The sequence below is a fragment of the Pseudomonas sp. S2_A10 genome (assembly GCF_054668465.1).
On record NZ_CP162773.1, the window covers coordinates 2,552,015 to 2,565,671 of the forward strand.

General features: G+C 61.3%; 9 protein-coding genes. 5 read left to right on the top strand and 4 right to left on the bottom strand.

What is annotated here, in order from left to right; genetic code table 11:
• Positions 1-48: 48 nt before the first annotated feature.
• The 4 genes from AB4N41_RS11555 to AB4N41_RS11570 all read left to right on the top strand — a co-directional run bounded on the left by AB4N41_RS11555 (position 49) and on the right by AB4N41_RS11570 (position 9,555).
• Complete coding sequence (locus AB4N41_RS11555; protein ID WP_016771932.1) at positions 49-2,352, top strand: YgiQ family radical SAM protein; 2,304 nt, start codon at positions 49-51, stop codon at positions 2,350-2,352.
• A gap of 456 nt (positions 2,353-2,808) precedes the next feature.
• On the top strand, positions 2,809-6,084 hold the full coding sequence (locus AB4N41_RS11560) for a transglutaminase family protein (protein ID WP_252877336.1): 3,276 nt from the start codon (positions 2,809-2,811) through the stop codon (positions 6,082-6,084).
• Positions 6,085-6,172: 88 nt separating this feature from the next.
• On the top strand, positions 6,173-8,659 hold the full coding sequence (locus tag AB4N41_RS11565; RefSeq protein ID WP_252877337.1) for a circularly permuted type 2 ATP-grasp protein: 2,487 nt from the start codon (positions 6,173-6,175) through the stop codon (positions 8,657-8,659).
• Complete coding sequence (locus AB4N41_RS11570) at positions 8,659-9,555, top strand: transglutaminase family protein (protein WP_024011377.1); 897 nt, start codon at positions 8,659-8,661, stop codon at positions 9,553-9,555. Before AB4N41_RS11565 ends, AB4N41_RS11570 begins: the two co-directional genes overlap by 1 nt.
• A 208-nt stretch (positions 9,556-9,763) precedes the next feature.
• On the opposite strand, the gene AB4N41_RS11575 is transcribed toward AB4N41_RS11570, so the two are convergent.
• Positions 9,764-9,952 (bottom strand): hypothetical protein, encoded by a 189-nt coding sequence (locus AB4N41_RS11575; protein ID WP_016771927.1) that lies wholly within the window; start codon positions 9,950-9,952, stop codon positions 9,764-9,766.
• A 68-nt stretch (positions 9,953-10,020) separates the two neighbouring features.
• Entirely contained in the window at positions 10,021-10,608 is a 588-nt protein-coding gene (locus AB4N41_RS11580; RefSeq protein WP_252877338.1) for an LOG family protein, read from the bottom strand.
• Positions 10,609-10,950: 342 nt separating this feature from the next.
• Between AB4N41_RS11580 and azu the strand changes: the two genes are divergently transcribed.
• The gene (azu, locus tag AB4N41_RS11585; protein WP_252877339.1) at positions 10,951-11,394 is read left to right on the top strand and encodes an azurin; all 444 of its coding nucleotides are present in this window, start codon (positions 10,951-10,953) and stop codon (positions 11,392-11,394) included.
• Positions 11,395-11,551: 157 nt separating this feature from the next.
• Here the strand turns inward: azu and nadE are convergent, their stop codons facing one another.
• Together nadE and pncB are read right to left on the bottom strand one after the other, a co-directional pair.
• Positions 11,552-12,379, bottom strand: a complete 828-nt coding sequence (gene nadE / locus AB4N41_RS11590; RefSeq protein ID WP_056787583.1) for an ammonia-dependent NAD(+) synthetase — start codon at positions 12,377-12,379, stop codon at positions 11,552-11,554.
• A gap of 4 nt (positions 12,380-12,383) precedes the next feature.
• Positions 12,384-13,607, bottom strand: a complete 1,224-nt coding sequence (pncB, locus tag AB4N41_RS11595; protein ID WP_252877340.1) for a nicotinate phosphoribosyltransferase — start codon at positions 13,605-13,607, stop codon at positions 12,384-12,386.
• Positions 13,608-13,657 lie beyond the last annotated feature (50 nt).

Below are 13,657 nucleotides of genomic sequence, written 5' to 3' on the forward strand. Positions count from 1 at the left end.
TGCTATATTCCGCGCCCGCGATTTTTCACTTCAGCACCGGTCGTCGACATGCAAGCAGCCAAGCCGTTATTTGACTATCCAAAATATTGGGCCGAATGTTTCGGGCCAGCGCCATTCCTGCCGATGAGCAGGGAGGAGATGGATCAGCTCGGCTGGGATTCGTGCGACATCATCATTGTTACCGGTGATGCCTACGTCGATCATCCGTCGTTCGGCATGGCGATCATCGGCCGGCTGCTGGAGTCGCAAGGCTTCCGCGTCGGGATCATCGCGCAGCCGAACTGGCAGTCCAAAGACGACTTCATGAAGCTCGGCGAGCCGAACCTGTTCTTCGGCGTCGCGGCGGGCAACATGGACTCGATGATCAATCGTTACACCGCGGACAAGAAAATCCGTTCCGATGACGCGTATACGCCCGGCGGCATGGCCGGCAAGCGTCCGGATCGCGCCAGTCTGGTTTACAGCCAGCGCTGCAAGGAAGCCTACAAGCATGTGCCGATCGTGCTCGGCGGCATCGAAGCCTCTTTGCGCCGCATCGCCCACTATGACTATTGGCAGGATCGCGTGCGCAACTCGATCCTGATCGACGCCAGCGCTGACATTCTGCTGTACGGCAACGCCGAGCGGGCCATTGTCGAAGTTGCCCAGCGCCTGTCGTGGGGCCACAAGATCGAAGACATCACCGATGTGCGCGGCACCGCGTTCATCCGTCGCGACACGCCACAGGGCTGGTACGAAGTCGACTCCACGCGCATCGACCGTCCGGGCAAGGTCGACAAGATCATCAACCCGTACGTGAATACCCAGGACACCCAGGCCTGCGCCATCGAGCAGGAAAAAGGCCCGGTCGAAGATCCGCAGGAAGCCAAGGTCGTGCAGATCCTGGCCAGCCCGCGCATGACCCGTGACAAGACCGTGATTCGTCTGCCGTCGATGGAGAAGGTGCGCAACGACCCGGTTCTTTACGCCCACGCCAACCGCGTGTTGCACCTGGAAACCAACCCGGGCAACGCCCGTGCGCTGGTGCAGAAGCATGGCGAGCTCGATGTCTGGTTCAACCCGCCGCCGATTCCGATGACCACCGAAGAAATGGACTACGTGTTCGGCATGCCTTACGCCCGTGTGCCGCACCCGGCGTACGGCAAGGAGAAGATCCCGGCCTACGACATGATCCGTTTCTCGGTGAACATCATGCGTGGCTGCTTTGGTGGCTGCACCTTCTGCTCGATCACCGAGCACGAAGGCCGCATCATCCAGAACCGTTCCGAAGAGTCGATCATTCGCGAAATCGAAGAGATCCGCGACAAGGTGCCGGGTTTCACCGGCGTGATTTCCGACCTCGGCGGCCCGACTGCGAACATGTACCGCATCGCCTGCAAGAGCCCGGAAATCGAATCCGCCTGCCGCAAGCCGTCGTGCGTGTTCCCCGGTATCTGCCCGAACCTGAACACCGACCACTCGTCGCTGATCCAGCTGTATCGCAGCGCCCGTGCCCTGCCGGGTGTGAAGAAGATCCTGATCGCCTCCGGTTTGCGTTACGACCTCGCCGTCGAGTCGCCGGAATACGTCAAGGAGCTGGTGACTCACCATGTCGGCGGTTATCTGAAGATCGCCCCGGAGCACACCGAGGAAGGTCCGCTCAACCAGATGATGAAGCCGGGCATCGGCAGCTATGACAAGTTCAAGCGCATGTTCGAGAAGTACACCAAGGAAGCGGGCAAGGAGCAGTACCTGATTCCGTACTTCATCGCCGCCCACCCGGGCACCACCGACGAAGACATGATGAACCTTGCTCTGTGGCTCAAGGGCAATGGCTTCCGCGCCGACCAGGTGCAGGCGTTCTACCCGTCGCCGATGGCCACCGCCACGGCGATGTACCACTCGGGCAAGAACCCGCTGCGCAAGGTGACGTACAAGAGCGACGGCGTGACCATCGTCAAGAGCGAAGATCAGCGTCGTCTGCACAAGGCGTTCTTGCGTTATCACGACCCGAAAGGCTGGCCGATGCTGCGTGAAGCGCTGATCCGCATGGGCCGCGCCGATCTGATCGGCCCGGGCAAGGATCAACTGATCCCGGCGCATCAGCCGGCCACCGACAGCTACCAGAGCGCCCGTCGCAAGAACTCGACGCCGGCCGGCAGCCACAAGGTCGCCAAAGAGAAGACCACCAAGATTCTCACTCAGCACACCGGTCTGCCGCCGCGTGCCAGTGATGGCGGTAATCCGTGGGACAAGCGTGAACAGGCCAAGGCTGCGGCATTCGCCCGCAACCAGCAGGCGGCCAAGGAGCGCAAGGATGCGGCCAAAGGCAAAGGGCCGAAGCCGACACGCAAGCCGGTCGTGCCGCGCTAAACACTGCTTGAGCTGAACAGAACGCCAACCTTCGGGTTGGCGTTTTGCTGATCGTTCCCACGCTCCGCATGGGAATGCCTCTCGGGACGCTCCGCGTTCCAGCCGTTACTCGCAGTATTGTCGAACATGGTTGTGACGCGGAGCGTCACGGGCTGCATTCCCACGCAGAGCGTGGGAATGATCAAGTTGTTGCCACTGGCCTCTTCGCGAGCAGGCTCGCTCCCACAGGGGAACGCATTCCAAATGTGGGAGCGAGCCTGCTCGCGAAAGCGTCCGATCAAACACCGCAAGAATCAGCGTCCGCAACATTTGCGTGCAACTGAGTCCAAGCATTTCCTCGCATCGCCCGGTTTTGGTGCTGTACTGCCTTGAGCATTTCGCGAAAGCGCGCAAGCCTGTGCATGGCATAAGTCTTGCGCGCTTTCCCATACGCCCAAGGCTCGCAGGAGGCACGCCGTGTCGATTCATGTCGCATTGCATCACGTCACGCATTATCGCTACGACCGCGCTGTCGAACTCGGCCCGCAGATCGTCCGCCTGCGCCCGGCGCCCCACAGCCGCACGCGAATTCTTTCCTATGCGCTGAAAGTCTCGCCCGAGCAGCATTTCATCAACTGGCAGCAGGACCCCCAGGGCAATTACCTGGCACGTCTGGTGTTCCCCGAAAAAACCGCAGAGCTGCGCATCGAAGTCGATCTGGTCGCGGAAATGGCGGTGTTCAATCCCTTCGACTTCTTCCTCGAACCGTACGCCGAGAGAATTCCGTTCAGCTACGCCGCCGATGAACGCAAGGAGCTGGCGCCGTACCTCGAAACCCTGCCGCTGACGCCAACGTTCAAGGCTTACCTGGACAGCATCGACCGCACGCCACTGCCGGCGGTGGATTTTCTGGTGGCGCTCAATCAGCGCCTCAGTGAAGACATCGGCTACCTGATCCGCATGGAGCCCGGCGTGCAGACTCCTGAGCACACACTGCAACACGCCTCCGGTTCCTGCCGTGATTCGGCATGGTTGCTGGTGCAGCTGTTGCGCAATCTCGGTCTGGCGGCACGGTTTGTTTCCGGCTACCTGATTCAACTGACCGCCGATTTGAAAAGCCTCGACGGCCCGTCAGGCACCGAAGTCGACTTCACCGACCTGCACGCCTGGTGCGAGGTGTATTTGCCGGGTGCCGGCTGGATTGGCCTTGATGCGACCTCCGGGTTGTTCGCCGGGGAAGGGCATATTCCGTTGGCGTGCAGTCCCGATCCGTCCTCGGCGGCGCCGATCAGTGGTCTGGTCGAACCTTGCGAGACACAGTTCAGCCACGAAATGTCGGTCGAGCGAATCTGGGAAGCGCCACGTGTCACCAAGCCCTACACCGATGAACAGTGGCGGGCGATCCAGGCGCTGGGGCGGCAAATCGATGCCGACCTGCTTGAAGGCGATGTGCGCCTGACCATGGGCGGCGAGCCGACCTTCGTTTCCATCGACGACCCGGACGGCGCCGAATGGAACACTGCCGCGCTGGGGCCGGACAAGCGCCGGCTGTCCGCCGAACTGTTTCAGCGCATGCGCAAGCAATATGCACCGCAGGGGCTGGTGCATTTCGGTCAGGGCAAGTGGTATCCCGGCGAGCAATTGCCGCGCTGGTCGCTCAATTGTTACTGGCGCCGCGACGGTCAGCCGATCTGGCACAACGACGCATTGATCGCCGACGAACAGCAGGACTATGGCGCCGACGGCGAACTGGCCGGACGCTTTCTCGCCAGCGTCGCCGAGCGTCTGAAGTTGCCTGCGCGCTTCGTCTTCCCGGCTTACGAGGATCATCTCTATTACCTCTGGCGCGAGGGCGCGTTGCCCGGCAACGTCAGCGCCGAAGATTCGCGCCTGGAAGAACCGCTGGAGCGCGCGCGGTTGCGCAAGGTCTTCAGTCAGGGCCTGAACAAGGTGATCGGCCAGGTGCTGCCGCTGGCGCGCACGGCCAAGGGCGATCAATGGCAGAGCGGGCGCTGGTATCTGCGCGATGAGCACTGTCGCTTGGTGCCGGGGGATTCGCCGCTGGGTTACCGCTTGCCGCTGGCCTCGCAGCCGTGGGTGAAAGCGGCGGAATATCCGTTCATCTATCCCAACGATCCGAATCAGGACTTCGCTGAACTGCCGGATCCGGCGCAGCTCGGTGTGCACGGCGAACCTGCTGCGCTGGATGAGCGGGTGCCGAAAATCGATGAGTCCGCCGACTGGCTGACCCGTACCGCATTCTGCGCCGAGGCCCGCGAAGGCCGGCTGTATCTGTTCATGCCGCCGCTGGAGCGGGTCGAGGATTATCTGGAACTGGTCTCGGCCATTGAGGCCACTGCCGAAGAATTGCATTGCCCGGTGCTGCTGGAAGGCTATGAACCACCAAGTGATCCGCGCCTCAGCAATTTCCGTGTCACTCCGGACCCGGGCGTGATCGAGGTCAACGTGCAGCCATCGGCAAGCTGGGACGAGTTGGTCGAGCGCACCGAGTTTCTCTATGAACAGGCACGGCAAACCCGCCTGACCACCGAAAAGTTCATGATCGACGGGCGCCACACCGGTACCGGCGGCGGCAATCATTTCGTCCTCGGCGGCGCGACACCAGCGGACTCACCGTTTCTGCGGCGGCCGGATCTGCTGCGCAGCCTGATCAGTTACTGGCACAACCATCCTTCGCTGTCGTACCTGTTTTCCGGGCTGTTCATTGGTCCGACGTCCCAGGCTCCACGGGTTGATGAGGCGCGCAATGACGCCTTGTACGAACTGGAAATCGCCTTTGCGCAAATGCCGGAACCGGGCGAGGAATGTGCACCGTGGCTGGTCGATCGACTGCTGCGCAATTTGCTGATCGACGTCACCGGCAATACCCATCGCGCCGAATTCTGCATCGACAAACTGTATTCACCGGACGGCGCCACCGGGCGTCTTGGCTTGCTGGAACTGCGCGCTTTTGAAATGCCGCCCCATGCGCGCATGAGTCTGGCTCAGCAGTTGTTGCTGCGGGCGCTGGTCGCGCGGTTCTGGCGCGAGCCTTATGCGCCGGCGAAACTGGCGCGCTGGGGCACCGAGCTGCACGACCGCTTTCTGCTGCCGCACTTTATCGAAGAGGATTTCGCCGACGTTATCGTCGAACTCAACAAAGCTGGCTACCCGTTGCGCGCCGAGTGGTTCGCGGCGCATCTGGAATTTCGTTTTCCCAAGGTCGGCGACTACGCCGTCAATGGCATCGAGCTGGAGCTGCGTCAGGCGCTTGAACCCTGGCATGTGCTGGGCGAGGAGGGCTCGGCGGGCGGCACGGTGCGCTACGTCGATTCATCGCTGGAGCGCTTGCAGGTCAAGCTCAACGGCCTGCCGCCACAGCGCTATCTGCTGACCTGTAATGGCGTCGCGGTGCCGTTGCACCCGACCGGACGAGTAGGCGAGTTTGTCGCCGGGGTGCGCTTTCGGGCCTGGCAACCAGCCAACTGTCTGCATCCGACCATAGCGGTGCACGCGCCGTTGGTATTCGACCTGCTCGATACCTGGATGGGGCGTTCGCTGGGCGGTTGCCAGTATCACGTGGCCCATCCCGGCGGGCGCAATTACGAAACCTTGCCGGTCAACGCCAATGAAGCGGAGAGTCGGCGCATGGCGCGGTTTTTCCGCCTCGGACACACGCCGGGGAAGCTTCCCGTACCCAAAGTAGAAATCAATGACGAGCTACCGATGACCATCGATTTGCGCCGTTTCTAGAGCCTGCGCAACACGCGGATTTTTCGTATATCCGCGTGTCATGTGCCTGCGTTAGTCTGACCGTTCCCTGCTGTCTGCCGAGCTTTCCATGCCTGACCTGCTAGACCGCTACCCGCTGACTGCGGGCACCTATCATGAACTGCTCGACGGCAGCGGCGCGGTGCGCTCGCATTGGCAGCGCTTGTTCGATCAGTTGCAGCGCAGCAGTCCGGCGCAACTGGTGCAGCGTCAGGCCTTGCTGGCGCGGCAGATTCAGGAAAACGGCGTTACCTACAACGTCTATGCCGATCCCAAGGGCGCTGACCGGCCGTGGGAGCTGGATCTGCTGCCCCATGTGATCGCGGCAGATGAGTGGCAGCAATTGTCCGCCGGCATCGCTCAGCGTGCGCGCTTGCTCAATGCAGTGCTGGCGGATCTGTACGGTCCGCAGCGGTTGATCAGCGAAGGCCTGCTGCCCGCCGAGCTGGTATTCGGACACAACAATTTTCTCTGGCCCTGTCAGGGCATTGCCCCGCCCGAATCAGCCTTTTTGCATTTGTATGCCGTGGATCTGGCGCGCACACCGGATGGTCGCTGGTGGGTCACTGCCGATCGCACCCAGGCGCCGTCCGGGGCCGGCTATGCGCTGGAAAACCGCACCATCGTCTCCCGCGCCTTTCCCGATTTGTACCGGGATCTTAAGGTCCAGCATCTGGCCGGTTTCTTCCGCACCTTGCAGGAAACTTTGGCCCGTCAGGCACCGGAGGGCGATGACGCACCGCTGGTGGTGCTGCTGACACCGGGGCGGTTCAATGAAAGTTATTTCGAACATCTGTATCTGGCGCGCCAGCTCGGCTATCCGCTGGTCGAGGGCGGCGATCTGACGGTGCGCAATGCCACCGTTTACTTGAAAACCCTCAGTGGCCTGCGCCGGGTGCACGCGATCATGCGCCGCCTCGACGATGATTTCTGCGACCCGCTGGAACTGCGTACCGACTCGGCGCTTGGCGTCCCCGGTCTGCTTGAGGCGGTGCGGCAGGGGCGGGTGCTGGTGGCTAATGCGCTCGGCAGCGGCGTGCTTGAATCGCCGGGCCTGCTGGGTTTTTTGCCGAAGATCAATCAGTACCTGTTCGGCGAGGAACTGATCCTGCCGTCGATCGCCACCTGGTGGTGCGGTGAAGCGCCGGTGCTGGCGCAGGCGCTGGAAAAACTTCCGGAGCTGTTGATCAAACCGGCGTTCCCGTCGCAGAGCTTCGCGCCTGTTTTCGGCCGTGATTTGAGTGAAAGCCAGCGCCTCGAGCTGGCGCAGCGTATGCAGGCACGGCCTTATGCCTACGTCGCGCAAGAGCTTGCGCAACTGTCGCAGGCGCCGGTGTGGCAAGCCGAAGACGGTCATCTGCAACCCCGCGCGATCGGCATGCGCATGTATGCGGTGGCCAGCCACGATGGCTACCGCGTGTTGCCGGGCGGTCTGACCCGAGTGGCGGCCGAGGCTGATGCCGAAGTGGTGTCGATGCAGCGCGGCGGGGCGAGCAAGGACACCTGGGTGCTCAGCGACCGTGCGCCGAGTGGCGAGCAGTGGAAGGCGCAGCGCAATGTCGGCGTGCACGATCTGGTGCGGCGCGATCCTTACCTGCCATCGCGGGTAGTGGAGAATCTGTTCTGGTTCGGCCGCTACTGCGAACGCTGCGACGACAGCGCGCGGCTGCTGCGCATCATGCTCACGCGTTACGTCGATGGCGATGATCCGCAGGCGCTGCAAGCAGCGGTCGATCTCGGCGAGCGGCTGGCCTTGCTGCCCGATGAAGGCGAACTGCCGGAGCGCCTGCTCGCTGCGTTGCTGGGCGAGGATTGGTCGTTCAGCCTGCGCTCCAACTTGCAACGCCTGCAATGGGCCGCCTCGCAAGTGCGCGGCAAGCTGTCCCGGGAGAACTGGCAGGCGCTGGTCGAATTGCAGCGCGAGGCGCTGGAGCTGGAAGTCGATGAACCGGACTTCGGCGAACTGCTGGATTTCCTCAACCGTCTGGTGATGTCGCTGGCGGCGCTGTCGGGGTTTGCGCTGGATGACATGACCCGCGATGAAGGCTGGCGCTTTCTGATGATTGGCCGGCGCATCGAACGCCTGCAATTTCTCAGCAGCAGTCTGGCGGCGTTTCTGCGCGGCGCGGGTGCGTTCGATCAGGCGGGGCTGGAGTGGTTGCTGGAGTTGGGTAACAGCAGCATCACCTACCGCTCACGCTATCTGGCGGTGGCGCAATTGATTCCGGTGCTCGATCTGCTGTTGCTGGATGAGCAGAACCCCCACGCGGTGCTGTTTCAGCTGAAACTGGTCACCCGCACGCTGAAACGCTTGAACGACGACTTCGGCGCACCTCGCGAAACCGCGCTGCCGCAGCTGGTCGAATGCCTCTCGCGGTTTGATCTCGGTTGTCTGGAGAACCCGCTGTTCGGCAAATCCAGCGTACGTGCCGCGCTGGATGGTCTGGCCGATCTGTTGCAGGAAATCGCCGAAGCCAGCGGCCAGGTATCGGATCGTCTGGCCCTGCGCCATTTCGCCCATGTCGATGATGTCAGCCAGCGAACGGTGTCCGTGTGATGAGCGCTCAGTACCAGATCTTTCACGACACCTGTTATCACTACGACAGCCCGGTCTCCCTCGCGCAGCAACTGGCGCACCTGTGGCCGCGCGAATGCAGCTGGCAGCGCTGCACCGAGCAGCAGTTGCTGATCAGCCCCGAACCGACCATGCGCCGGGATGAGCTGGATGTTTTCGGCAATCCGCTGACGCGGTTGGCCTTTGAGCGGCCCCATGACCAATTGCAGGTCAACGCCCGGCTGACGGTCGAAGTGCTGGCGCGACCGGCGCTGGATTTCAATCAGTCGCCGGCGTGGGAGCAGACCCGCGATGCGCTGACCTACAGCAGTCAGCCGTTGTCCGCCGACTTGCTCGAAGCCTGTCGCTACCGGTTCCAGTCACCTTATGTGCATTTGAAGCGCAGCTTCGTCGAGTTCTCGCAAAGCTGTTTTCCGCCAGGGCGACCGTTGCTGCTCGGCGTGCAGGCGCTGATGCAGAAGATCTTCAGCGAATTCACCTTCGATGCCGAAGCCACCCAGGTGGCGACGCCGCTGGTGGAAGTGCTGGAGCGTCGACGCGGCGTGTGTCAGGACTTCGCTCATCTGATGCTGGCCTGTGTGCGCTCGCGCGGTCTGGCGGCGCGTTATGTCAGCGGCTACCTGCTGACCCAGCCGCCGCCGGGACAGCCACGCCTGATCGGCGCCGACGCCTCGCATGCGTGGGTATCGGTATTCTGTCCGGTATCGGGCTGGGTGGATTTCGATCCAACCAACAATGTGCAGCCGGCGCTGGAACACATCACGCTGGCGTGGGGGAGGGATTTTTCCGATGTGTCGCCGCTGCGTGGGGTGATTCTCGGTGGCGGTAATCACGACCCGGAAGTGCGGGTTACGGTGATGCCCTTCAATGAGCGATAAAATACCCTGTGGGAGCGGGCTTGCCCGCGATGACGGAGTGTCTGTGACGACGTTGTTGGATGTGCCGCAGCCATCGCGGGCAAGCCCGCTCAAACAGGGGCAGCGTCGTTTTCGGTAATAGGATAAAGGGCTGTGAAGGCCGGCAGCAGAACTGCCAGCCCCGTCACAAATCCGCAGGGTCTGATTCGATCATCAAACCCGGTGGGGCTCAGGCGTCGGGCGTCTGATCTTTCGGTGCATCGGATGCATCAACATCATCATCGGTCGCCACTTCACCGTCAGGGTTCAGTGCCGCTTCTTCAGCGGTTTGCTTCTTGCGCTGAAGCTTTTCCTCTTTCTTCTGTTCCTTTGCCAGGTCTCGTTGACGTTTGGCGAAGGAGTAATTGGGTTTGGCCATGGGCGATCCTCTGGGGTCGAAGGTGAGGTTGAGCGGCGCGTATTCTGCCCTGTATCGGTGTCCGGGGGTTAACCGGGTTTTTGGTCGACCCACTTGGGCGTGACGGTCGGCTGCCACTGATCGAGGGCATCGAGCAGGGAATCTGGCGATTCGCTCACTTGCAGCATGTCACGGTGTGGCGCGCGAACGAAGCCTTCGCCGACGATATGATCGAGAAAAGCCGTGAGTTTGCTGTAGAAACCGTTCACTTCCAGCAGCCCCAAAGGCTTGCCGTGGTAGCCGAGCTGGCCCCAGGTCCAGACTTCGAACAGCTCTTCCAGCGTGCCGAGGCCGCCGGGCAGGGCAATGAATGCATCGCTGAGTTCGGCCATCCGCGCCTTGCGCGCATGCATGCCGCCGACCACTTCCAGGCGCGTCAGGCTTTTGTGGCCGATCTCCTTGTCCATCAGGCTTTGCGGAATGATGCCGATCACTTCGCCGCCAGCGGCCAGCGCGGCATCAGCCACAATGCCCATCAAGCCGACCGCGCCGCCGCCGTAGACCAGCGTCAGATTTCGCTCGGCCAATGCCCGGCCAAGGGCCACGGCAGCTTCGGTATAGGCCGGTACGGTACCGGCATTGGCACCGCAAAACACACAAACGGATTTCAGCGACATGCGTTACTCCTGGGTCGATCAGGCGCACAGCGTAACGACTGGCACGCTGCGCTCCAAGGACTAGACTTCGCGTTCGGGTGATTCAAAAGTACCGCTGGCGCCACAGGCGTAGGCGGCGAGCAAGCTGCACAACAGACCGTTAAAGAACATGACTGGCACTCCGTTTCAGTAGGTGGGCCGATCATAGGGCTGGCCTTACGAAATGGCCGTTAGATTGTGTCGATGGGTGCCATAGCCTGAAAGTTGTATACAATTTTTGACTCAAGTCATATGAACTTGCGATGATTTCAGGCAGTCTTTCCACCACTAGTGTTTTTGTTAACCCTGCCTTGGAGATTCACCATGTTTTCCAAAGTTGTTGCGGTATCCCTGCTGGCGCTGGCCAGCAGCCAATTGATGGCTGCCGAGTGCAAAACCACCGTTGATTCCACCGATCAGATGACCTTCAACACGAAGGAAATCGTGATCGACAAGAGCTGCAAGACCTTCACCGTCGAACTGACCCACTCCGGCAGCCTGCCGAAGAACGTCATGGGCCATAACCTGGTGATCAGCAAAGAAGCTGACATGCAGCCAATCGCTACCGACGGCCTGGCAGCCGGTATCGACAAGAACTACCTGAAGGATGGCGACGCCCGCATCATCGCGCACACCAAGATCATCGGCGCCAAGGAAACCGATTCGGTGACCTTCGATGTGGCCAAGGTAGCTGACGGTGACTTCGGCTTCTTCTGCTCGTTCCCTGGGCACATCTCGATGATGAAAGGCACTATCGTCGTCAAGTAAACCAGGCACAAAAAAAGCGTCCCCCCGGGACGCTTTTTTTGTGTAGGAGCTGCCGAAGGCTGCGATCTTGTGATCTTGATCTTCAAAGCAAGATCAAAAGATCGCAGCCTCGTTGCACTCGTCAGCTCCTACAGGCTCGTGCAGGCATTTCCATACCTCAAGGCGCAAACGGCATCACGCGCTTGTGATGGGTCTTGTTGTACGTGTCGACAATGATCTTCGCCGCCTCGTCCCGCACCGCTTCACCGTGCAGAAACGCATCGATCTCGGCATAGGTCACGCCGTGCGCCGCTTCGTCCGGTTTGCCTGGCGAAAGATCTTCGAGGTCGGCGGTCGGGACTTTTTCGACCAGCGATTCCGGCGCGCCAAAGCTGCGGGCAATCGCACGCACCTGATTTTTCACCAAGCCACTGAGCGGGGCGAGGTCGCAGGCGCCATCGCCGAATTTGGTGAAGAAACCCATCACCGCTTCCGCCGCATGGTCGGTGCCAATCACCAGACCGCCCGCCACCCCGGCAATCGTGTACTGCGCCACCATGCGCATCCGCGCCTTGGTATTACCCAGCACGAAGTCCACCGACGCCGCCGGTTTGCCTTCGAACGCTGACACCTGAGCCGCCAGTGCCTTGACCGCCGGGCCGATGTTCACGGTGTGGATTTCGTCAGGGGCGATGCAGTCGAGCGAAGCCTTGGCGTCGTGCTCGTCGAACTGGGTTTCATACGGCAGGCGCACGGCGATGAATTTGTAGCGGTCGTCGCCGGTTTTTTCGCGCAGTTCACGTACCGCGCGCTGGGCCAGGAGGCCGGCGGTCAGTGAGTCGACGCCGCCGCTGATGCCCAGCACCAGGGTCTTGAGCCCGGAATTGACCAGACATTCCTGGATGAACGTCAGGCGCCGGGCGACTTCGGCCTGCAGGGCCTGATCGTCGGCGAACGGTGGTTGCACCTTGAGCTGCTCAGCAATCTCACGCTGTACGGCTTGCATGAATTCACTCCTTGCTAGATAGACTGGATTCGGCAGGAACCTTGAACACATGTCGCAAATAGGCGACGAAATTCGGATCTTTGCAGTGGGTCTTGCCAGGCTCGTCGGAGATCTTCGCCACCGGCTGGCCGTTGCAGGCGGTCATTTTAAGCACGATGCTCATCGGTTCGACACCCGGGATATCACAAGTGAGGTTGGTACCGATGCCGAAGCTCACATTGATGCGACCGTGCAGCGCGCGGAAAATCTCCAGCGATTTGGGCAGGGTCAGACTATCGGAAAACACCAGGGTCTTGCTCATCGGGTCGATGCCGAGCTGGTGATAGTGCGCGATGCACTTTTCACCCCACGCCACCGGGTCCCCGGAATCGTGGCGCAGGCCATCGAAGAGCTTGGCGAAGAACAGATCGAAATCGCCAAGAAACGCATCGGTGGTAATGCAGTCGGTGAGGGCAATGCCGAGCAGGCCACGGTACTCGCGAACCCAGCAATCGAGCGCGGCGATCTGGCTGTCGATCAGGCGCGGGCCGAGTTGCTGATGGGCCATGATCCATTCGTGGGCCATGGTGCCCAGCGGTTTCATGTCCAGTTCGCGGGACAGATGCACGTTGCTGGTACCGACGAAACGCCCCGGGAAGTCATGCTTGAGGACGTTGACCACTTCGGCCTGCACGCCAAAGGAAAAGCGCCGGCGCGTGCCGAAATCGGCAACCTGCAGTTGCGACAGCTCATCGGCCGAGGCATTGGCGGTCAGCCAGTCGAACTTGCGATACAGCTGTTCGCGTGCCTGCTCCAGCGAAGTCTCCCGGTAGCGATAGCGGTTGCGCACTTCGCTGACGATCGCCAGCAGCGGCACTTCGTAGAGGATCACATGCAGCCATGGCCCGCGCAGACGGATGAACAGTTCTCCGCTCTCGATGCCGGTGTGCAGGTAGCGCAGGTTGAAGCGGAACAGGCCAAGGAAACGCAGAAAATCCGGTTTCAGAAAGCTGATGCGCTCGAGAAAACTTAACTGATCAGCACTCAGGCTCAGCTCGGCCAGACGCTCGATCTGATGACGAATCTCGGCCAGATACGGACGCAGATCCTCGGCGTTGCGGCAACGGAACTCCCATTCGACTTCGACGTTGGGGTAGTTGTGCAGCACCGCCTGCATCATCGTCAGCTTGTAGAAGTCGGTGTCGAGCAGGTTCTGCACGATGCGATCGGCAAACACACTCTCGCTCATAAACGGGTCTCCAGTTGCGCCGCGCCCGGCGCGGTCTATATCGATGGCGC